Annotated in this window: 20 protein-coding genes; 11 read left to right on the top strand and 9 right to left on the bottom strand. The window is 43.8% G+C overall.

The window, feature by feature from the left end:
* Positions 1–150: 150 nt before the first annotated feature.
* A complete protein-coding gene (locus tag BLQ60_RS01110) occupies positions 151–2175 on the bottom strand; it encodes an FAD-dependent oxidoreductase (RefSeq protein WP_092614766.1) in 2025 nt (674 codons plus the stop codon).
* A 410-nt stretch (positions 2176–2585) separates the two neighbouring features.
* Between BLQ60_RS01110 and BLQ60_RS01105 the strand changes: the two genes are divergently transcribed.
* Together BLQ60_RS01105 and BLQ60_RS01100 are read left to right on the top strand one after the other, a co-directional pair.
* Positions 2586–3149 carry a PadR family transcriptional regulator gene (locus BLQ60_RS01105; RefSeq protein ID WP_092614763.1) on the top strand — a complete coding sequence of 188 codons (564 nt, stop codon included), beginning with the start codon at positions 2586–2588 and terminating at the stop codon, positions 3147–3149.
* Between the two features lie 92 nt (positions 3150–3241).
* A complete protein-coding gene (locus BLQ60_RS01100; protein ID WP_092614760.1) occupies positions 3242–4216 on the top strand; it encodes an alpha/beta fold hydrolase in 975 nt (324 codons plus the stop codon).
* Here BLQ60_RS01100 and BLQ60_RS14005 read toward each other — a convergent pair.
* Positions 4213–4380, bottom strand: a complete 168-nt coding sequence (locus BLQ60_RS14005) for a hypothetical protein (RefSeq protein ID WP_171259023.1) — start codon at positions 4378–4380, stop codon at positions 4213–4215. The two genes, BLQ60_RS01100 and BLQ60_RS14005, sit on opposite strands and share 4 nt — an antisense overlap.
* Positions 4381–4552: 172 nt before the next feature.
* On the opposite strand from BLQ60_RS14005, the gene BLQ60_RS01095 reads away from it, so the two are divergent.
* Positions 4553–5614 (top strand): porin, encoded by a 1062-nt coding sequence (locus tag BLQ60_RS01095; protein ID WP_092614757.1) that lies wholly within the window; start codon positions 4553–4555, stop codon positions 5612–5614.
* 69 nt (positions 5615–5683) lie between these two features.
* On the opposite strand, the gene BLQ60_RS01090 is transcribed toward BLQ60_RS01095, so the two are convergent.
* The 5 genes from BLQ60_RS01090 to BLQ60_RS01070 all read right to left on the bottom strand — a co-directional run bounded on the left by BLQ60_RS01090 (position 5684) and on the right by BLQ60_RS01070 (position 11244).
* Complete coding sequence (locus BLQ60_RS01090) at positions 5684–6694, bottom strand: adenosine deaminase (RefSeq protein WP_092614754.1); 1011 nt, start codon at positions 6692–6694, stop codon at positions 5684–5686.
* A gap of 158 nt (positions 6695–6852) precedes the next feature.
* Positions 6853–8175, bottom strand: coding sequence for an NCS2 family permease (locus BLQ60_RS01085; RefSeq protein ID WP_092614751.1), 1323 nt, complete (start codon positions 8173–8175; stop codon positions 6853–6855).
* Between the two features lie 230 nt (positions 8176–8405).
* Entirely contained in the window at positions 8406–9500 is a 1095-nt protein-coding gene (gene aroC, locus BLQ60_RS01080; protein ID WP_092614748.1) for a chorismate synthase, read from the bottom strand.
* Positions 9501–9517: 17 nt separating this feature from the next.
* Positions 9518–10525, bottom strand: coding sequence for a 50S ribosomal protein L3 N(5)-glutamine methyltransferase (gene prmB / locus BLQ60_RS01075; RefSeq protein ID WP_092615956.1), 1008 nt, complete (start codon positions 10523–10525; stop codon positions 9518–9520).
* 164 nt (positions 10526–10689) lie between these two features.
* Positions 10690–11244 carry a DUF4303 domain-containing protein gene (locus BLQ60_RS01070; RefSeq protein WP_171259022.1) on the bottom strand — a complete coding sequence of 185 codons (555 nt, stop codon included), beginning with the start codon at positions 11242–11244 and terminating at the stop codon, positions 10690–10692.
* 135 nt (positions 11245–11379) lie between these two features.
* Between BLQ60_RS01070 and BLQ60_RS01065 the strand changes: the two genes are divergently transcribed.
* From BLQ60_RS01065 to BLQ60_RS01035, 6 genes are all read left to right on the top strand, one after another.
* Positions 11380–12003 (top strand): HD domain-containing protein, encoded by a 624-nt coding sequence (locus BLQ60_RS01065; protein WP_092614742.1) that lies wholly within the window; start codon positions 11380–11382, stop codon positions 12001–12003.
* Positions 12004–12170: 167 nt separating this feature from the next.
* Positions 12171–13544: an ABC1 kinase family protein gene (locus BLQ60_RS01060; RefSeq protein WP_092615952.1), complete on the top strand. Its 1374-nt coding sequence runs from the start codon at positions 12171–12173 to the stop codon at positions 13542–13544.
* A gap of 447 nt (positions 13545–13991) precedes the next feature.
* Complete coding sequence (locus BLQ60_RS01050; RefSeq protein ID WP_092614739.1) at positions 13992–15314, top strand: acyl-CoA dehydrogenase family protein; 1323 nt, start codon at positions 13992–13994, stop codon at positions 15312–15314.
* 40 nt (positions 15315–15354) lie between these two features.
* On the top strand, positions 15355–16575 hold the full coding sequence (locus tag BLQ60_RS01045) for an acyl-CoA dehydrogenase family protein (RefSeq protein ID WP_092614736.1): 1221 nt from the start codon (positions 15355–15357) through the stop codon (positions 16573–16575).
* 433 nt (positions 16576–17008) lie between these two features.
* Entirely contained in the window at positions 17009–19468 is a 2460-nt protein-coding gene (locus BLQ60_RS01040) for an acyl-CoA dehydrogenase (protein ID WP_092614733.1), read from the top strand.
* A 130-nt stretch (positions 19469–19598) separates the two neighbouring features.
* The gene (locus BLQ60_RS01035) at positions 19599–19892 is read left to right on the top strand and encodes a DUF2218 domain-containing protein (protein WP_092614730.1); all 294 of its coding nucleotides are present in this window, start codon (positions 19599–19601) and stop codon (positions 19890–19892) included.
* A gap of 238 nt (positions 19893–20130) precedes the next feature.
* On the opposite strand, the gene pepP is transcribed toward BLQ60_RS01035, so the two are convergent.
* On the bottom strand, positions 20131–21459 hold the full coding sequence (gene pepP, locus BLQ60_RS01030; protein ID WP_092614727.1) for a Xaa-Pro aminopeptidase: 1329 nt from the start codon (positions 21457–21459) through the stop codon (positions 20131–20133).
* A gap of 99 nt (positions 21460–21558) precedes the next feature.
* Positions 21559–22182, bottom strand: a complete 624-nt coding sequence (locus tag BLQ60_RS01025; protein ID WP_092614724.1) for a UPF0149 family protein — start codon at positions 22180–22182, stop codon at positions 21559–21561.
* 64 nt (positions 22183–22246) lie between these two features.
* On the opposite strand from BLQ60_RS01025, the gene BLQ60_RS01020 reads away from it, so the two are divergent.
* Positions 22247–22819: a hypothetical protein gene (locus BLQ60_RS01020; protein WP_092614721.1), complete on the top strand. Its 573-nt coding sequence runs from the start codon at positions 22247–22249 to the stop codon at positions 22817–22819.
* On the top strand, positions 22812–23120 hold the full coding sequence (locus tag BLQ60_RS01015) for a cell division protein ZapA (RefSeq protein ID WP_171259021.1): 309 nt from the start codon (positions 22812–22814) through the stop codon (positions 23118–23120). The genes BLQ60_RS01020 and BLQ60_RS01015 overlap by 8 nt, the downstream gene beginning before the upstream one ends.
* The last annotated feature ends 34 nt before the right edge of the window (positions 23121–23154 follow it).

Here is a 23154-nt window from a genome sequence, read left to right as displayed (position 1 = left end):
AGAAATATGGGTATTGCCCTCATAATTTTCTGTAGGCACAGTGCTTTATCGTGACGTTATTTATAGCGAAATTTTCATCAATACAACATGCGAATTTCGTCACAATTTGTTTTAAGAATCATCTGCGCTATCAGAATGTGCTGTGCCAGCCTAAATCTTTGCAGCAAGCTCGGCACCTTGTCGAATGGCACGTTTCGCATCCAGCTCACCCGCCTCCTTTGCGCCACCGATCAAATACACGTCTTTGCCGACTTGCTTGAGCTCATCATACATTGCAGTAAAAGATTCTTGCCCAGCACAGACCACCACGTGATCAACGGGGAGTAGTTTCGCTTCATCATTGACATGGATATGCAAACCATCTGCATCAAACTTGTCATAGCGCACCCCAGAGAGCATTTTAACTTGATGATTTTTTAAACCTGTACGGTGAATCCAGCCTGTGGTTTTACCGAGATTGGCACCAACCGCACTGTTTTTGCGTTGTAATAAATACAGCTCTCGAATCGGTTCTTCGTGCTGTGCAGGCATAACACCGCCTTCATTTTGGTAGGCTTTGTCGATACCCCATTGACGATAAAACACCTCAGGGTGCATGGTGGCACTTTCACCTTCTTGCAGTAGATACTCTGCGGTATCAAAGCCGATGCCACCTGCCCCAATGATCGCAATGCGCTTACCGACATACTTTTTGTGTTTGAGTACATCCAGATAGCTGACCACTTGCTCTGCATCAGCACCTTCAAAATCGACTTGGCGTGGTGTGACGCCTGTTGCCACAACCACGGCATCAAAATCATCTTTATTCAGCTCGTCAAAGCTCACACGATGATTGAGCTTGAGTGTGATATTGTCACTCAGTTCAATTTGTCGTTTGAAATAACGTAGCGTTTCATAAAACTCTTCTTTGCCTGGAATGGTTTTGGCAATGTTAAATTGTCCACCGACCAGACTGTCTGCTTCAAACAAAGTCACCTGATGTCCACGTCTTGCGGCATACAGTGCAAAGCTACAGCCCGCTGGACCTGCACCGACCACAGCGATTTGCTTGGCTTCACTGGCTAATGGGAAAAGTAATTCTGTTTCATAAGCCGCTTCAGGATTCACTAAACAGGTGGCGATTTTATTGCTAAAAATATGATCCAAACAAGCCTGATTACAACCGATACAGCTATTAATCTCATCACTTCGCCCTTCGCTGGCTTTGTTGACAAAATCAGGATCGGCAAGCATAGGACGTGCCATCGACACCATATCGCCATGACCTTGTGCTAGAACGAATTCTGCAACTTCAGGGGTATTAATACGGTTTGAGGTAATTAACGGGACTTTTAGATGTTTTTTTAGCTTTTCTGTGACCCACGTAAAGGCAGCTCGAGGGACTTTGGTGGCGATGGTTGGAATACGTGCTTCGTGCCAGCCGATGCCTGTATTGATAATGGTGGCACCCGCCTGTTCGATGGCTTTGCCGAGCTGAATTACTTCTTCTAAAGTCGAGCCACCCTCAACCAAATCCAACATCGACAAACGATAAATAATAATAAAATGCTCGCCCACCGCTTCACGGGTTTTTTTGACGATCTCGATTGGGAAGCGCATGCGATTTTCATAGCTTCCACCCCATTCATCATCACGGTGATTGGTGCGTTCAGCGATAAATTCATTGATCAGATAACCTTCTGAGCCCATGATTTCTACGCCATCATAGCCTGCGTATTGTGCAAGTCGTGCACAATTGACAAAGTCAGCAATGGTTTGATGTACTTCGGCACTACTCAGTTGTTTCGGCTTTACGGCGTTAATCGGTGCTTGTACCGCAGATGGCGCAACGATATTTTCCTGATAGGAATAGCGCCCTGTATGCAAAATTTGTAGCGCAATTTTACCGCCAGCTTCATGCACTGCCTCAGTGATGACTTTGTGCTTATCCGCCTCTTCGGTGGTGTCTAGCTTTGCTGCATGATCAAAAGTACGTCCTGCATCATTCGGCGCAATGCCACCTGTCACAATCAACCCGACGCCGCCTTGCGCCCGCTTGGCATAAAAGCTCGCCATACGTGCATAGCCATTCGGTGCTTCTTCTAAGCCGATATGCATTGAGCCCATCAAGACTCGATTTTTTAATGTGGTGAAGCCTAAATCCAATGGCTGTAATAAATGCGGATAATGCGACATGAGTTCTCCTGTGGCTGATCAATCCGCATAGGTCGTTACACAGTGCTTTATCCGCTTCAATGATCAAGACCTTCATGATTAAGACCTTCATCATCGAAACCGATATAGCGGATAATTTAATCATCCCAACTGCTTAACATTCAGCGTATCGCATATCACCGATGCTTGGATTGAATGGCTTATATTTGTCGTTCACACGTTATAAACCAAGCCAAGTTGCGATGCAATATCAGAAACCGTGTAGTATCAGAAACTATGCAATATGTTGCAGAATAACTTACAATTTGGCGCAAAGCGATGCAAAATGTAGCCAAAGCAATCTGTCCCAACACAGCCAAATTGAATAAACAGCCGAATTGAAAAATAGACTGTTTTACTGACCCATATTACCGATGGAATGAAACCGTACGATGTCCTTAGCACATGTTCTTTTAACCAGTCTTTTAGAAAAACCAAGTACAGGCATCGAACTGGCTCGACGCTTTGATCGCTCGATGGGCTTTTTTTGGAATGCGACCCATCAGCAGATCTATCGTGAATTGAAACAGATGCAAGTGAAGGGCTGGATTCAACCGATTGCCACGGACGACACCGATTCCCGTAAAAAAACCTATCAAGTCGAAGTCGAAGGTCGAACAGAATTACAACGCTGGGTAGCGCAGCAGGATGCACCGAGCAAACTGCGGGATGAACTCATGGTTAAGTTACGTGCCGAAGCGCAACTCGGTGGTGCGAGTATCTTGCCAGAACTCAGACGTCACCTCGATTTACATCAAGCACAGTATGTGCTGTATCAGCATATCGCCGAGCGAGATCAGCATAAACAAAATTCGACTCCTGCCCGCACGACACGCATTCAGCACAAAATCCTCGAACTGGGGATCGCCTTTGAACTGGGCTGGATTGATTGGCTCAAAGAAGTCATTGCGCTATTAGAACAGGATACAGACACCATATCCGTATCCAATCACTAAAATGATTTCGCATAGATGCAAATACGAAAATGTGTGAAATGTATTTTAAAATCCAAAGAATATTGAATAAAAATTCAACATAGGAATAAGGAATGCCCTACTACACCATGCCAGATCAACAGCGTCTTTTTGTCCGAGAAATTGGTCGTGGCAGACCTGTATTGATCTTATCAGGGCTCGGGATGAGTAGCTGGCAATGGTTGCCTTTTATCGCCAGTAGTCTTGCGCATCGAAAATTCTATATTCCTGATTTTCGCGGTTTTGGTCGCTCCAAAGATTGTCAAATTCCAACTGATGCCGATTTTGCATGCGATGCCATTGCAAGCCATTGGCGTGATGTAGCGTGCTTAGTCGAACACATTTCCGCAGTCGAAAATCTTGCACACGGCATTGATCTCATCGCCTATTCAATGGGTGCAACAACGGCGATGCACGGCATGAAATATGGCAATTTTTCCCATAAAATCAAACGCTATATCCATATTGACCAAAGTCCATGCATTCGCAATCAGTCCGATTGGCAATTTGGTTTGTATGGCGATCAGCAAGCGGTTTTTTTAGATATTTTGGATCGATTACTGCATTTGCTTACGCCCTATCGACAGCTTCATCAACCTTTAAAACAATTACCATTACACATCAAACAACTGTTTTTGCCTTTGTTTGATGAATTTGTCACCTTACAGAAAGTCGGTTTGCCACAGCACAAATCACAAAAATCCTATTCCCAACGATTTACATTTTTTGAGCAAATAGCACCGTCAAATATCGCCAAAACGATGCAGCTCAAACTGCTCCCTTTTCACAGTGTGGATTATTTATTTTGGTATCTGAATAGCTACCGTCAGCACCAGCATGATTATCGTGCGGTACTTTTCTCACTCACAACGCCAGCACATTTCTTGATTGGTCAGCAATCTGTGCTCTATCCTGCCGAAGGACAAATAGACATCGCTCGCCAACTCAGCGATGCAAAGTTGCATATTTTTGAGGGCGCTGGACATGCTTTGGTCGCTCAGCAACCGATACGATTTTCTCGGTTAATGTATCAGCTTCTGTTGGACTAATTTGCTTGCTTGATTTGCCAAATCCCCACATGTTTTAACGCACTTTCGGCACAATGTTGCTGCCTTGTTTTAGTGATTAAAAAACATTCTATAAAAATAACAATCAAAGATAATTCTAAAATATCAGATAATTCAATGTCATATAACTGCAATATTACAGTCATGTTTCTGTCATACAAAATCCAGATACTTGCTCACAAGTTCGTAACCTTATGTAAATTTAATCTAAAGATTTGAGTTGCATAAGACATAACAAGGCTTACTGCTTGTCGTGCATAAAAACATCGGGTTGTGTCGGCACGACAAGTTATCCCAAAAAATCTGGAGTTTGTTTCAATGAAAAAATTACTACTTGCCACAGCTGTTGCAACGCTTAGCCTAAGTACAGTTCATGCTGCACCCACTTTGTACGGTAAATTGAATGTTACCCTTGATCAAGTTTCTAATGCAGATTTTAGCGATGATAAAGTCACTGAACTCAACTCTAACGCATCACGTATCGGCATCAAAGGTGAAGAAGCCCTAACGGATACGATCTCTGCGGTGTACTTGGCTGAATGGGGCGTATCAACGGATGGCGCTGGTTCGGACACGGATTTAAGTGCACGTAATCGCTTCTTGGGTGTGAAATTTGCCAATGTGGGTACAGTGAAAGCAGGTAAATTTGACTCATATTTCAAAACTGCTGCAGGTAGTGCACAAGACATTTTCGGTGACCACACTCGCCTTGATTTCACCGATGTTTTGGTTGGTGAAGATCGTTTAAATAACGTCATCGGTTTTGAATCTGATCCAAAAATGCTTGGTGGTGTGCAGTTCAATATCATGGCACAACAAGGCGAAGGTGATGAAGATGATGCGAGTAATTCACGTGACGGCTTCGGCGACAGTATTTCAACTTCTGTAAGCTATGAAAGTGACATTGGCTTAGCATTGGCTCTAGCTGGCAACTTTGATGTGCAATCAAAATGGGCTGGCTTAGATAGCGACAAGCTGTATACCGATGCTTACCGCTTAACAGGTTCTTATGACTTTTCTAAAATCGGCGCTGACGGTCTAGTGCTTGGTGGTTTGTTCCAACATGCTGAGCCGTCAGATGATTTGGATGGTGCAGAAAGCCTTGAAGAACAAGCATTTGGCATCACTTTAGCCTATAGCATTCCTTCAACTGCATGGACTGTAAAAGGTGAATACATCGCAGCAGAAACCTCTGCAGATGGTTGGGATGATCGTGAAATTGATCGCTATGGTCTCGGTGTGGACTATAAGCTCAATAAGCAAACTAAACTTTATGGCGTACTGGCACAAACCAAAATCAATGAAGCACTACAAGTAGCTTATGATCGTGCAGAAGACAAAGAAACTGTATTTGGTCTTGGTATGGAAGTAAAATTCTAATCTAAGCCGTCACTGTAAAACAAAAAAGCTGAACTTCATGTTCAGCTTTTTTATGCTCGGTGGAAAATATTAACTCTTGACGACTTTTTCCATCCACTGTGCTTTTTCAGCTTCAGGTAAAAAGCTCGCTTGGAATGAGTTCGATGCAAGTTGACGAATATCTTGTGATGACAAATCTAATGCGTCAGAAATTGCATAGAAGTTATCATTCATATAGCCACCAAAATAGGCTGGATCGTCTGAATTCACTGTGACATTAACGCCTTGATCGAGTAAGCGTTTGATATTGTGCTGTTGCATATCATCCACTACGCAGAGCTTGAGATTACTCAATGGGCACACGGTTAAAGGCATCTTCTCAGCGATTAAACGAGCCATCAACTGCTCATCTTCTTCACAGCGTACACCATGATCAATACGATTAACTTGAAGCAAGTCTAATGCTTCCCAAATATATTCTGGCGGCCCTTCTTCACCTGCATGCGCCACGATCAGATAGCCTTGTGTTTTGGCTTCCTTAAATACCCGCTCAAACTTACTTGGCGGATGTCCTACTTCACTTGAATCCAGTCCCACAGCGATGATTTTATCTTTGTACGGTTTTGCCTGCGCCAAAGTTTCAAATGCTGCTTCTTCGCTTAAATGACGCAAGAAACACATGATCAAATATGAACTAATGCCCAAGTTTTTCTTGGCATCTTGGCACGCTCGCTCAATCCCATTGATCACGGTTGCAAATGCCACGCCACGATCGGTATGGGTTTGCGGATCAAAGAAAATCTCGGTATGCACTACATTGTCGGCTTTGCATTTTTCAAAATAAGCATAGGTCAAATCATAGAAATCTTGCTCATGTAGTAGTACATTCGCCCCTGCATAATAGATGTCTAAGAATGATTGTAGGTTGTGAAAATCATAGGCTTTTTTGAGATCATCAACCGAAGCATATGGAATATCCACGTGATTACGCTGTGCAATTTCAAACATCAGCTCAGGTTCAAAAGTGCCTTCGATATGCACATGCAACTCTGCTTTTGGCAGAGACTGAATCAGCGCATGATGTTGACTTTGATTTTGCATCGCAAAACTCCAAAATAGTGCAAAAAGAAAAAAGTAGGAAAAAAGAAAATGGTGCAGGCTGATTATAACCTACACCATTTTGCATCGTTGAATAAAATCAGCAGTGACTTAATTCAAACCCAGCAACTAGACTTAACAACTAGACTTAGCAACCAAGATCAGCCACCAAATACTGCAAATTTGATCGCCCAGACGATGGCGATAATCCATACCATATATGGCACAGCTTTGGCTTGACCTGTCAGTAATTTGACCACTGCATAACTGATAAAACCGATGGCAATACCGTCAGCAATCGAGTAAGTAAACGGCATAAAGGTCATAGTCAAAAATGCAGGTACCGCTTCGGTAATGTCATCCCAGTCAATGCCGGTAATGCCGTGTACCATTAATACACCAACATAAAGTAGTGCAGGCGCAGTCGCATAAGCAGGTACACTTTGCGCCAGTGGAAACAAGAACAACGCCAGCAAAAATAAGATCGCCACGACCACCGCAGTCAAGCCAGTACGACCACCTGCCGCCACACCAGAAGCTGATTCAATATACGGCGTGGTTGATGATGTCCCCAATGCCGCACCGGCAATAATCGCTGATGAATCCGCCATCAAGGCACGTTTTAAACGTGGTAATTTACCATCAACCAACAGTCCTGCACGCTGTGACACACCGACCAATGTGCCTGTACTGTCAAACAAATCGACCAAGAAAAATACGAAAATTACACCGATCATCGAGGCTGTAAATAAGCCTTCAAAATCCATTTGCATCAAAGTCGGCGCAAGCGATGGAATCTCGCCAAAGACGCCTTTAAACTCATTATGTCCTGTCAAAGTAGACAAAATAGTGATCGCCAAAATACTGATAATGATCGCACCACGAATCTTGAAATGATGCATCACCACGATCAATAAAAAGCCTAATGCAGCGAACAATACAGAAGCCGAAGAGAGATCGCCCATTTTGATTAAAGTCGGCTCATTGGCAATGATGACACCTGATGATTTCAACGCAATCAGTGCCAAAAACAAGCCAATCCCGCCTGCAATCGCCAGTTTTAATGACATTGGAATGGCATTGATCATCGCTTCACGGAACTTAAATAAGCTCACGAATAGGAACACCAGACCCGATACAAACACCGCAGCGAGTGCAGTTTGCCACGGTACGCCCATGCCCATACACACGGAAAAGGTAAAATATGTGTTTAAGCCCATACCCGGTGCAAGTGCGATCGGATAGTTTGCAACCAGCCCCATCACCATACAGCCTAATGCCGCTGCCAAACAGGTTGCCACAAAGACAGCGCCTTGATCCATGCCTGTCATTGCAAGAATGCTTGGGTTGACGATGATGATATAGCACATCGCCAAAAATGTAGTAAAACCAGCCAAAACCTCAGTGCGCACACTGGTATTGAGCTGTTTGATATGGAATAGTCGATCCAGTAGACCATTACCATTGTTGGAATTCGATGCCATGGGCTTCCCCTGTAGAGCAAAATGCAATGAACGGAACAAGCAAAGCTCATACCACTCGATTGAAATCGATTTAAATTTTGCGCAAATTTAAATCAAATTTTAAAAAACAATATCTAAACTGCGCAACATTTTGAAAAGTTTGCCAGTATACGTCTGAAATGAAAAAGCCCCAAGTCATGTTGGGGACTTTTACTTGACTGTAGATTCAGCGCTTAGCTAACCGTCATGCATCATTTCGGTTCAATCGGTGTCAGTGGCGCAACCACATCGGCATTTTGCGCACGATTGCGTAAGAAATGATCCATCAGCACGATCGCCAACATCGCCTCAGCAATCGGCGTGGCACGTACACCAACGCATGGATCATGACGACCCTTGGTAATCACATCCGTCGCTTCACCATGCAAATTAATGGTTTTACCTGCGGTGGTAATACTTGCGGTTGGTTTGAGTGCAATCGCTACTCGGATCGCCTGACCACTGGAAATCCCGCCTAAAATTCCACCTGCGTGATTGGCAGAAAAACCATCAGGTGTCAGTTCATCACGTGACTGATGTCCAAACTGTCCTGCAACAGCAAAACCATCGCCAATTTCTACGCCTTTGACCGCATTGATGCTCATCATGGCGTGTGCAATATCGGCATCTAAGCGATCAAATACAGGCTCACCCCAACCGACTGGCACATTTTCAGCGAGAATTTCCAGTTTTGCACCACAGCTTGTGCCTTGTTCACGCAGTGAAGTGACCAATGCCTCAAAGCGTGGCACAGCATCAACATCACCACAGAAAAATGGATTATTTGGTACTTCATTCCAATCCAACTTTTCAGCCGTTTCCGTGCCAATCTGTGTGACATGACCACGAATCAATACGCCGAATTTTTCCGCCAAATATTTCTTGGCAATTGCGCCTGCGGCAACACGCATTGCAGTTTCACGGGCGCTTGAGCGACCGCCACCACGATAGTCACGGAAGCCATACTTTTGCGTATAGGTATAATCAGCATGACCTGGTCGGAAGGTTTCAGCGATATTGCCGTAATCTTTTGATTTTTGGTCAGTATTACGAATCAATAAGCCAATTGGTGTACCTGTGGTTTTCCCTTCAAATACCCCAGAAATGATTTCCACTTGATCAGGTTCTTTACGCTGCGTCGCAAATTTTGACGTGCCCGGTTTACGACGATCCAAATCCGCTTGCAGATCACTTTCCGTCAGTGGCAAATTTGGCGGTACACCATCGACGATCGCCATCAAGCCCACACCATGCGACTCACCGCACGTTGTCACACGGAATAATTGACCAATACTATTACCTGCCATGCGCAATTACTCCTATGTTATTCAATAGACTGTTGAAAGATTGCCTGATATTCACGACATTGTTGTGCTGTTAAGGCAAAAATGCCTGAACCACCATTTTGGAACGTCAGCCAGTGGAAGTCGATTTTATTAAAATTCTGCTTAAGCGCCCACTCGCTATTGCCCACTTCGATGATGAGTAAACCATTTTCACTGAGATAATCTGCCGCTACAGCAAGCATCTTACGCACTAAGTCCAAACCATCTTGCCCTGCTGCCAATGCTAATTCAGGCTCATGATGAAACTCCGCAGGCAAGTCCGCCATATCTTCGGCATCGACATACGGCGGATTGGACACGATCAAATCATATTGATTTTCCGCAGGGACACGATCGAACAAATCTGACTCAAGCAGTGCTACTTGATATTGCATATTATGATGTTCGACGTTAATCGCAGCGACTTCCAAAGCATCTTTGGAAATATCTGTGGCATCGACCGCCGCATCAGGATAAGCATATGCCAACGCAATGGCGATACAGCCCGAACCTGTACAGAGATCCAAAATACGCTCAGGCGTTTTTAATGCAGTCGGCTGAGTCGCAGTTGGCAGACTGTGTTGATCGGTTTGCATCTGACCATGTTCATCTAGGAAAAATGGCGCAAAACGATCGGCGATCAATTCGGCAATTGGTGAACGTGGAATCAATACACGATCATCGACATAAAACGGCTTGCCTGCAAAATAAGCAAGGTTGAGCAAATATGATGTTGGAATACGTTGATTGACACGGACTTCGAGCAAATCTAAAACCGCTTGTTTCTCAGATGGAAGCAATTTTGCATCTAAAATTTCCGCATCAGCAGACCAGTCTAAAGATAAAGTTTGCATCACTAATGCTGAGCTTTCTGCAAAAAAGTCTTCTGTGCCTTGCCCCAGATGTGCATCGTACTGACGTAAAATCGTCACGCCAAAACGGATAAAATCACGAATGGTTGATAAGTTTTCTAATGCTTCTTGTAGCACCTCACTGCTGACTTGCATTGCAGTGTCATCATTGCTTTGCTCATCAAGCATATCGTCTGAAGACTGATTTACATCATCTGGAAGGAATTGATCCACGCACTACTCCAAAAATCGAAATTTCCCAATATGGAAAAATCGCTAAAAATTTGACGATGTATTCTACTGGATTTAAGGATGTTTTGCTATTCACCGCCAAGGTCTAACCACGCCTCTACTTTCTCTTTGCGATTGAGTTGTATCGCACGTGATAGATTACTTTCATCTGGCGGAATCACTTCAACATTGATAAACCAGCGTGCTCGCTGTTCACCTACGCCAAAGCCTTGCGCTTCATCGACGGTCTTCAAGGCGTTCAGCATGGTATTGATACGCAGATCAAATTCCGTTTGCCATTCATTTTCACTGAGATCATCAATGCACGGTCTGGATAGGAACAATTGGTTGACGGCTTGAAAATGATGCTGGTAACGCTCGAATAGCGGTGAATCCGCAGCAGAAAATCGTAACATCGCTTTCATGCTTTCCACATCACAACCACACTCTGGGGCTTGTCTTTGTGCCTCTTGATCGAGAAGACGTTCGCTCCAGATGGCATGTGATGGGCACAAACCTTCGCCAGTAGTACTGAGCACAAAATAATAAAAATCTTCTGCGGGATAGTCTTGATATAAATCTTGTAATGTCAGGCGCAAAGCTGTGACCAGCGCCATTTCGATGTCTTGTATTGTATTTTCCATCAGCGTACAGTCCTTAGAATAATGAGCTTTGTGTTGAGATTTTACATCACCGTCCATTTACAAAGACTAGAATTTTCACAATACAAAAGAAATATCGGTATAGACTGAACTCGAGTTAGCCTTTGAAAAATTAAAATGCTTAAAATCACATTCTTGTCCTTGCTCGATCGCTATACAACCGATGAAGTATTGAAAAATCAATTGTGGGCAGAAATCGAAACGCATTATGCTGAACAAGGACGGCATTATCATACATTGCTACACCTCGAAGCACTGCTTACACATTTGAATGCAGTTGAAAGTAATATTGCCTGTTGGGATAGCATCCTATTTTGTCTGTATTATCACGACATGATTTATGATGTGAACAGATCAGATAATGAAGAAAAAAGTGCCGAACTTGCAACCCAGCGCATGACACAACTTAAGATTTCCAACGAAATCATTCAATTATGTAGGTCACACATTTTAGCCACAAAATCGCATCAGCGCTCAACCAATCAAGATACCAATTACTTCCTTGATGCAGATTTATCAATCTTAGGGCAAGCTTGGGACGTATACAGTCAATATACAGCGCAAATTCGCCAAGAATATGCCATCTACCCAGAAAAAATTTACAGCGCAGGACGCAAAAAAGTTGTACAGCATTTTTTAGAGATGCAGCGAATTTATAAAACGGATTATTTTTATGATCGCTTGGAAGCGCAAGCCAAATGCAATCTACAGCAAGAACTCCATTTGTTAAACACGCTGTGAAATACCGAGCGATATTAAGCCATATCAACAAGCCAAAGTGTTCTTTTTAGAAGGAAAATCGATCGTCATTAATATTTGCAAGGATGTAATGTTTTTTATACGTTTCCCGCTAGACTTTACTGTACAATAGCTTGCGTATGTTTTTCAATTTTCAGGATTTTGCTTTTATGTCAGATAAAAATGACAAGTTGGACAATCTCAAAACTTCTGCTTTTGATCGTCGTTTCTCTATTGCAAAAGCATCGTTTCTTGCAGGTACGCGCTGGGCAACTGCCAATGCCAGCAGTATGTTTTCGAATGAGCAAGATAAAGAAAAAAAACGCAAACAAGCCATGACCGAACAGGCGAATTATCTCGTCGCAGAAATCGGCAAACTCAAAGGCTCAGTGGTCAAAATCGGGCAAATGATGGCGCTGTATGGCGAGCATTTTCTCCCTGCGGAAATCACCCAAGCATTAAATACTTTAAATGATAAAACCGTTGCCCTGTCTTGGCATGCCATCCACAAACATCTACAACAAGAACTCGGCTCAAAACTTGATGATCTGACCATTGATCATGAACCGCTGGGTACGGCATCGCTTGCACAAGTACACCGTGCCGTGCGTAAGTCTGATGGTTTAGAACTCGTGTTAAAAATCCAATATCCAGGCGTTGCCGAAGCGATTGACTCGGACATGAGTTTGTTTCGTAGTATGCTTCGTCTAACACGAATGGTGCCTCAAACTCGTGAGTTTGATGAATGGTACGAAGAAGTGCGTAGCATGATGCACCGTGAGGTGGACTATCATATGGAAGCTGCGACCACACAACGCTTCCACGATCGTCTAAAAAATGATGACCGCTATGTCGTCCCAAAAATCATTGATCAATATTGTACCGATCGTATCTTATGTATGACCTTTGAACGTGGCGTACCGATTAATAGCCCTGTGATGTTGTCCTTGCCACAAGCTCGCCGTAATGCGCTCGGTGAAGCATCTCTTGAGATTGCTGTACGTGAGTTGTTTGAATGGGGCGAAATGCAGACCGATCCTAACTTTGGTAACTATCTAGTGCGTCTTGGTAATGGTCAAGAGATTAAAGATAAAATCGTGCTCCTCGACTTCGGTGCGATTCGTCAGTTTGATGAACATTTGCTGAATGTCGCACGTAATCTGATCATTGCTGGTTATCAGCATGATAAATCCGAAATGATCAAATCCATGTCGGGCTATACCTTCTTCGATTCAATCCCAGAATCCATTAAACCTGATATGGCGGAAGTGTTTTTATTGGCGACCGAAGCCTTTAGTGAGCCTGCGAATAATCCTGATATGCCTGAGGGCTTGATGGATGCAGAGCACCGCTACGACTGGAAACGCAGCCAATTGCACAATCGGGTGATTCAACGTGCCAGTAAGTCGATGGCATCACGCTACTTCTCTGTGCCGCCAAAAGAGTTTATGTTTATTAGCCGTAAGTTCATTGGTGCATATACCTTTATGACCGTCATTGATGCCAAAACCAATGTCCGTCGTATGATCACGCCATTTGTTTAATGGTGTGATGAACGGGCATTGATGACTTCGCCAAAACCTTATTGAATCTTCGCCGACCTTGCTTTATTGGCAACAAAGTATCATGAGGAAAATGGCAAATACTTTTGGCATTGGGTGGTGTTTAAACGTATTGAAGGCAAACCATATGTTTTAGATTCTGCCAGTTATTTAGCTGAAAACTTGCGCACAGATTTTGAAAATATCCATCCAAAATGGTGTATTGAAATCTTATAGCTGGGCAATTTCAAATGTCAAAAAAGTCAATTTCAATTATAAAAATAAAACCATAATTTAAAAATAATTATTAAATTTCAATACAATAAAATGTTTTATATCAACCTCATTCCAGACATTTTATCCAACTCAAATTTGTCAGCCCTGCGATAGTTTTTTTATTGATCTATGCCAATATATAGAAATGTGTAATAAATCATCTCAGGAACCATGATGAATAAAACAACAAATCAGTTGCGCAATAAAGGTGTTTTAGATAAGGCACAAAGTATTGGCTTATCTTTAATGACCAAGCTCGCCTCAAGTGATGCACTTGATCAATTGAAACTGCGAAAATTCCTTGAGCGCTCGTTTTATCATGGATCACGTACCAGTTTTAGTACGCTATCAAAAACCCAAAAATTTCTAAAACCTCACAGCAAGCAACCGCAACAACGCCTGCAATCTCAAAGTAAAAACCTATTTGATCTGAGCCTCACCGCAGAACAAAGCATGCTCCGTGAGGCAGTCCAACGCTTTGCCAGCAATGCAATTTACCCAAGTGCAATGCAAGCGGATCATCAAAGCATTTTCCCCAAAGATTTACTGGAACAAGCCGATGAGCTAGCACTGAATTTTTACGCACTTCCTGAGCAATATGGCGGTGTTGCGACCGAACAAAGTGCGGTGAGTAATGTCTTGATCGCTGAAGATTTGGCACGGGGTGACTTTAGCTTAGCGGCAGGATTACTCAGTACATTTAGTGTGATTAATGCCATTACCCGTTGGGGCAATCCTGATATTCAAAGTCAATATTTGGCGGATTTCGCTGAACAGACCGATATTCGTGCAACCATTGCCAGTCAAGAAAATACGCCTGCATTTAACCCTTTTGAACTCACCACACAAGCGGAAGCCTTAGATCAAGATTTCCAAATCAGTGGTGAAAAGACCATGGTGGTCATGGGTGAATATGCCGATATTTTACTGGTCAATGCCATGTATCAAGGCAAACCTGAGCTGTTTATCGTGGAACGTGATGACAGCATCAGTATGCGCCCAAGTCCTGCGATGGGACTGCGTGCAGCAGAAACTGTGACTTTGCGTTTTCATCAAACCCCCGCTCGTCGTCTAAGCGCTGAGGATTTTGATTATCAAGCATTCTTAGACTTTGGACATCTGATGTGGTGTGCCATGGCGGTTGGCACCTGTGAAGCGGTCAAAGCCTACTGTATCCAATATGCCAATGAACGTACTGCGTTTGGTGAGCCGATTTCTCATCGTCAAAGTGTGGCATTTATGATTGCCGATATGGCAATTGAGATTGATGCAATGCGCATGTTGGTTTGGAATGCTGCAAGTCTTGCCGAAGCAGGCAAAGACTTCCATCGTGAAACTTATCTCGCTCGCCTACTTTGCGCTGAAAAATCCATGAAAATTGGTACGGATGGTGTACAAATCTTAGGTGGTCACGGCTTTACCAAAGAGCATCCTGTCGAGCGTTGGTATCGTGATTTAAGGGCGACGGCAATTATGCAGTCTGGGCTACATGCTTAATTTCAACTGAATAATGAAAATGATTAAGGAATAAAAGACCATGAATTTACAAAATCCAAAAAAATTCCGCATGCTCGTCACCCAAGCGCATGAAGTAGCAGTCAACGTACTGCGCCCAATTTCACGCAAATATGACAAGGCTGAGCACGCCTATCCAAAAGAACTCGACATGCTTGCATCCTTAGTTGATGGTATGAATGAAGGTGGCGAAGGCATGAATGCGGGTGCAGCTGGCGCAGGCAAGCGTGGCGAAAATCAAAAAGCGACGCATAAGGATCTTGGCAATCGCAATGGGACGAATATGTCGACTGCGCTCAGCATCATCGAAATGTGCTATGGCGATACAGGTCTGTTACTGTCTATGCCACGTCAAGGCTTAGGCAACTCGGCAATCGCTGCGGTTGCCAATGATGAACAACTGGAACGCTTTAAAAATACATGGGCGGCAATGGCGATCACAGAGCCAAGCTGTGGCTCGGACTCAGCATCGATCCGTACCACTGCAAGCAAAGACGGCGATCATTACATCTTGAATGGTGAAAAAATCTTTGTTACTTCAGGCGACCGTGCCGATAGTGTCGTAGTTTGGGCAACCCTAGATCGTAAAGTCGGTCGTGCTGCGATTAAATCTTTTGTCGTGGAAAAAGGCACAGCAGGCATGCGTGTTGAACGCTTGGAACACAAACTGGGCATTAAGGCCTCTGATACAGCGACCATTATTTTCGACAATTGTCGTGTGCCGGCAAAGAATCTGTTGGGTAATGCAGAAGTCGATGTCTCCAAAGGCTTTGCTGGTGTCATGGAAACCTTTGACAACACACGTCCACTGGTGGCTGCAATGGCTGTGGGTTGTGCCAAAGCATCATTGGAACGCATTAAGCAAATCTTTAAAAATCAACTCGATGACAGCTACAGCACGCCCTATTTGCAAACTTCAAACTTGGCAGCACAAATCTATCGAATGGAAGCCGAATGGGAGTCTGCTCGCCTGCTGACGCTCAAAGCGACTTGGATGGCAGATAATAAAATGCCAAACTCCAAAGAAGCGTCCATTGCCAAAGCCAAAGCAGGACGTGTTGGTAATGAGATTACTTTGAAGTGTGTCGAACTTGCTGCAAGTCTGGGCTATGGTGAAGATGAGTTGTTAGAAAAATGGGCACGGGACTCGAAGATTCTTGATATTTTCGAGGGGACTCAGCAGATTCAGCAACTGATCATTGCCCGCCGTGAATTGGGTAAATCATCGAGTGAATTGAAGTAAATCCATTCCACGCCTTACACACATTAAAAGCATATCCGATGGCGCATTGTCGAATGCGTCATTTTTAACGATTATAATATTTACTTAAAAAAACAATACGCCATCATTTCAACCATTTACAAATATTTTGTGATTGCTTTAATTATAAATCATGAAGGCACTGTATGTTTTCTCAGCATAAGCAACGTGATTACATTGATTATCGAGTTGATTTTTGATTGCTGTCTGCGTTGTATCATGTGTTGATGAAAGCATGTGATTTTTTAATATTTGCCAGCCTTAAAACGTTTGGTTGCCATGCAAGCACACGCTTTAGAAAAATAAATTGGCAAAGCAGTTGCCCCTTTTCTCAAACACTGAATCTTTCATCAGCTTGACCCAAAGATTTCAATACAGCTCGACCTGATGATTGGTTCCTTTTGGAGGCGTTTGTATGGTTTTTATCTTGAATATTCTGATGCTGCTCTTTGTCCTTTGGGCGGTATTCTTTTGGCAACTCTCCCGTTCTGTTGGCGCATTGATGGTAATCGGCGCCAGTATTCTGCTGGCATTTTGGACACCGTGGTCGCTCCTGCTTGGCTTGCCATTGATTATCGCCAGCATCATTGTGGTGATTGATCCACTGCGTATGTCGCTGATCACCAAACCTGCCTATAAAACCCTAGCCGATGCCATGCCGTCGATGAGTGTCACCGAGCGTGAAGCACTAGATGCAGGTACCAGTTGGTGGGAAAAAGAATTGTTTATGGGTGCGCCGAATTGGGAAACTTTTGAACAATACCCATTTCCGCAGCTCAGTACCGAAGAACAATCATTTATTGATCATGAAGTCGAAGAATTGTGTAACATGCTGGATGAATGGGAGATTCACCATCATCACAAAGATTTACCCCCAGAAGCATGGCAATTCATCAAAGATAAAGGCTTCCTCGGCTTAATTATCCCCAAAGAATATGGTGGTAAAGAGTTTACGCCATTTGCGCAAAGTCGCATCATGAGTAAGATTTCAACTCGCTCACTCACCGCTGCGGTGAGCTGCATGGTGCCAAACTCTTTGGGACCGGGTGAGTTATTACTACATTATGGGACGCAAGCGCAGAAAGATCGTTATCTCCCCGGTCTAGCCAATGGTACTGAGATTCCATGCTTTGGTTTGACCAGTCCAGAAGCAGGCTCGGATGCAGGCGCAATTCCTGATACAGGTGTGGTCTGCATGGGCGAGTTTGAAGGTCAGCAAGTGCTTGGTCTAAAAATGAATTTCTCTAAACGCTGGATTACCCTTGCACCGATCGCAACTGTGATCGGCGTGGCATTTAAGCTCTATGATCCAGAAGGCTTGCTTGGCGATAGCAACAAGCAAGACTACGGCATTACTTGTGCTTTGATTCCATCATCGCACGAAGGTGTTGAAGTTGGGCCACGACATAATCCAGGTTCACCATTTATGAATGGTACAGTCGAAGCCAAAGATGTGTTTGTGCCACTCGACTATATCATCGGTGGTGTGGAAAATGCGGGCAAAGGCTGGCGCATGCTGATGGAATGCTTAAGCGTGGGTCGTGGTATTTCTCTGCCTGCCCTGTCTACTGGCGCAGGTGAAATGATGTACCTGAATGTCGGTGCATTTGCCAAGATTCGTGAGCAATTCAAGCTCTCAGTGGGTCATTTTGAAGGGGTTCAAGAAGCCACTTCGGATATTGCTAGCGATGCCTATATGCTCGAAGCGTTTCGCTATATGGTGACCTGTGGTCTAAATCAAGGTGGTAAGCCTGCCATGATGACTGCGATTGCCAAATACTATGCCACTGAAACCATGCGTAAAAGTGTCAATCATGGCATGGACGTGGTCGGAGGACGAGCGATTCAGCTTGGACCACGTAATTTTATCGGTTTGGCATATCAAGCGATTCCCGTATCGATCACCGTGGAAGGTGCAAATATCTTGAGCCGTTCATTGATGATCTTTGGTCAGGGTTCGATGCGTAGCCATCCGTATCTTTTCGATGAGCTACAACTACTGCAAGCGGAAAATCCTGATACCGCACTGCCTGAGTTTGACAAGATTTTGTATCGTCATTTGGGCTATACCTTCAACCGTGTAGCACGTTCATTTGCCTATGCGTTTACGGGTGGTAGCCATGATACCCCGACCACTGCGGACGATTTTACCGAAGGCTATTATCAGTCGATCAACCGCTTGAGTGCCAATTTCGCATTCACTGCTGATATGTGTTTAGGTCTACTCGCAGGTGATATTAAGCGCAAGGAAATGCTGTCTGGTCGCTTGGCGGATATGATTTCGCATCTGTTTATTGCGACGTCGATCTTGAAGTTTTATGAAAATGGTCAACGTACCGAAGCCGATCAACTGCATGCACAATTGACTTTGGACAAGAGCTTGTATCAAGTGCAAGAGGCATTTTATGGATTGATTGACAATTTCCCAATGCGTTTGCCTGCATTCGTATTGAAAATGATTTGTATGCCATTTGGTCGCCCATTTGCCAAGCCAAGTGATCAGCTCAAAGGCAAACTTGGTGAAATGATCATGACTGATAACAGCTTCCGTGATCTGCTGAAACAACATGTGCACTACAGCCTCGATCCTGAAGATGTCAATGGTCGTATGGAAAGCACATTCCAAATGTTGCTCGCAGTCGAGCCGTTATGGCAGAAGTTCAAACGTGCTGAAAGTAAAGGTCAGTTCCAAGGTTTGACATTCCAAGAGCACTTAGATGACGCCGTGACGCAAAACTTTGTCACTGCCGAAGAGGCAACGCAAATCGCGAAGTACAACGTACAGCGTTTTGACAGTATGCTGACCGATATTTTTGATATGCAGATTAACCAAACATTACCGTTAGATAATCCATATCTGGAAAAATCGCAGTAAACTATCTGAACACCGAGCGTTTATTCGAAATCATTTCCAATCACCTCAAACTTCGGTTTGAGGTTTTTTATTTTTGAATATTCTCCCTAGATTCACCAGACCACAACATCACTCAAGCAAGGAATACCCGATGAGTCACACCAGCCAACTGATCATTGAGACTGATAATGCAGAAATTATTGTCAAGAAATTAGTCAACCACTGGCGCCACAAGATGGAAATCACTCAGCAAGACAATGTCTCTACCATTCCATTTAGCGAGACGGCGCATGCCACACTTGAATTTCAAGCAACGCAATTGATCGCAACATTACATACTGAGCAAGCCGAAGACTTAGATCGTCTGCAAAATGTGGTATTGGTGCATTTAAATCGCATGGCAAAGCAAGAATTTGCGGATAATTGGCAAAAAGTGACTGCCTAATCACAAATTTGACGATTATTTTTCTTCTGGGATATTGTATTCCGCTACGGAAACGGATATAAATTACTCAAGCAAGCTCAAATCGTGAATTTTTTTATTTTTATTAAACAGTTATCACGGATGCGCAATCATCCATCGCTTATCCAGCAGTCTAACATCAGCGCTAGACTGCTTTTTTTATGGCGCTGTTTACATAAACATGAACCGAGCGCCGTCTGCAATTTCTAAAAATTAACGGTCAAGATGAGCAATTTTCTGCCATTAAGTGCTCAATATCCTCAATCGATTTCACCACATCTTTAGTGAGTATCAAAGGTGCATCGTTAGTCAGCACTACATCATCTTCGATACGAATACCGATGCCACGCCATTTCTCATCGACCGTTTCATCGTCAGGCGCAATATAGAGTCCAGGCTCAACCGTGACCACCATACCTTCTTGATAAGCACGCCATTCACCATCAACTTTATACTGCCCAACATCATGCACATCCATGCCCAGCCAATGCCCTGTACCATGCATAAAGAATTGATGGTAGGCTTCTTTTTCGATCAGCTCATTCAGCTCACCTTTGAGCAAGCCAAGATCAAGCAAACCTTCTGTCAATATACGAGTCACTTGCTCATGCGGCAGTTTGTAATGATTACCAACACGTGTCGCATCAATCGCAGCCAATTGCGCTGTCAACACCACTTCATATAGCGCTTTTTGTTCACCCGAAAATTTGCCATTGACTGGGAAAGTACGGGTAATATCGCCAGCATAATATTGATATTCACAGCCCGCATCGATCAGTACTAAATCGCCTGATTTAAGCGCTTGATTATTTTCGACATAATGCAAAATACAACCATTGGCACCACCGCCGACGATGGTATTGTATGCAGGCACAGTACTATATTGTCCGAAGATGTAATTCAGCTCGGCTTCCAGCGCATATTCCATCATCTCAGGTCGGACTTTTTGCATGGCACGGGTATGCGCTTCTGCACTGATTTTCCCAGCCATTTGCATTAATGCCAGTTCATCAGCGGATTTGATCAAACGCATCTCATCGAGTAAGCCATCAAGTTGAATCAAATGTTGTGGTGCTCGATCACCTTGACGTTGTTTGAGTTGAACCGCATGACACCACTCACCAACACGTACATCGAACTTCTTAGTCTGACCAAACCGAACAAAGAGTCTGTCTTTGCCAGCAAGTAGAGAAATAATTTCATCGTCCAAGTCTTCAATGACAAAGGCTTGATCTGCACCATATTGCGCCAATGCACCCTCAACCCCTGCACGATAACCATTCCAAATTTCTAAGGCACGATTACGCTCACGGCAGAATAAGGTGTAACACAGCTCACCTTGATCATCTGTTTCCAGCACCGCTACTGCTTCAGGCTCAGCAAATCCTGTCAAATAGTAAAAACTACTGTCTGGACGGTATTTATAATCTGCATCTCGATTGCGATACATTTCCTCACGTGTAGCGATAATGGCAATGGCATTGGCACCCATCGCTTGAGCAAGTTTGGTACGACGTGAGGCAAAAACGGATTGATCGAGACTAGACATAACATACCTTTTCAATTATCAAGACACCCTCCCTTTTCAAAGGTCAGAAACAAAGTTTCGCAAGGAGGAGGATGAATTTTTCTATGACTTTACTATAGTTCAACTTGGGCGATGCGGGGTAAACATTTCCACCACATTTGACGAGGTTTTACTCTGAGAGGCTTTCAGGTGTGAGCCTTTGAGCAACGCAGTCTCTGCCACATCGACTTTTTTACGCCCTGTAGACAAGCTCACTGGAATTAAACGGACAAACTCATACAGTTCGTTATAACTCAGCTCGCCCTCTTCATCGTCATCATCTGCTTCAAATTCCACCGATGCCACATCTTGCAAATGCTCAATCCATTCGGCTTCATCACTACGAATATGACCCGATGCCAGCCCAAAACCGAGTACCACACCCGCACACCAATCCGCCAGCGCATCAACACGCTCATTCAACGTATGTTGATCATCAGGCAACATCGGCAAATAATCCAATTCATCATCATGTAAAGATGCGGCAATATCCTCGGCTTCATCGGTTAAAAGCTGTAAAGCCTCTGTAGATAATTCAGGCACTTGCAAGCTATCCAAGATCGCTTGCCACTCTTCCAATGTCGGCGCTTGGGTTACACAAACAATACCTGTCAAGATACCATGTAACTCACTCGGACTTGATAACTCTTCGATGCCGTTAAAAGCATCATTCCAGTCATTCCAACCTGTAATATCGTCTTGCATTCGTCTTTCCAATCTCTATACTGCTAATATATTAACGGGTAAATAGGCATTGTGCGATACCACTATGTTAGAACAATTACAGCATTTACGGCAGCAAGTACAAAGTTTGGTCAGACACGCCCAAAGTTTGCAACAAAAACTGAGCAATCAACAGCATGAGCATGCACAAACGGCGCAAACTTTACAGCGTCAGTTGGATGATGCACGGGCGCAATTAAAACAAGCTGAACAACAGCAACAAGCGCATGTTGATGAACTGCGTCAAGGAAAAGATCGTCATCAACAATTGCAACAAGAACATCAAACCTTGTCCGATAAATATCAGCGCCTAGAAAGTAGTTGTAATGAACTGCGTAAGCGCTTTGAAGCCTTAATCACTCAGAAAAACCAACTGAAAAGTGACTATGACAACCTCGGTGTGCAAAACGACAGCTTGCAATTGCAGCTCAAAGAACTCGGGCAAATGCGTGATCAACTCCATAAGAAAAATGAACAGGCACGACAAAAAGTGGAAGCCATTATTCAGCGTTTGGCGATCTTAGGTACGGCACAAGACAGCCATAGCCAAGAAATCCAACAGCTTGCCCACCCACATGCAGAACAACTCGACCTTGAGGACAGTACCAGCAATGAGTGAAAATACCGCAGTAGAAATTTGGCTATTAGATAGTGTTTATAAGTTGGGTTGCCCTGCTGATCTACAAGATGATTTGCGTGGCGCTGGTGATCTGCTTGAACAAAAATTTAAAGCGATGCGTAGCGCCAATCCACGCATGGACAATCAAAAAGTGGCTGTCATGGTTGCACTACAACTCATGCAAGATGTGGTTGAACTAAACAAATCGTTACAACAATACAGCCAATGCGAAAATGTACTGGCTGATGTGATTGAAGAATTAGATCAACAAATCGAACAAATTCAAACCGCTAAAGGTTAAACAGTTGATCTGGATTTCGTCCTATTTGTTCGTC

This window comes from Acinetobacter marinus (assembly GCF_900096915.1).
GTDB lineage: Bacteria > Pseudomonadota > Gammaproteobacteria > Pseudomonadales > Moraxellaceae > Acinetobacter > Acinetobacter marinus.
Note: the sequence above shows the minus strand (reverse complement) of the source record. Positions and strands in the feature narration are given on the sequence as shown.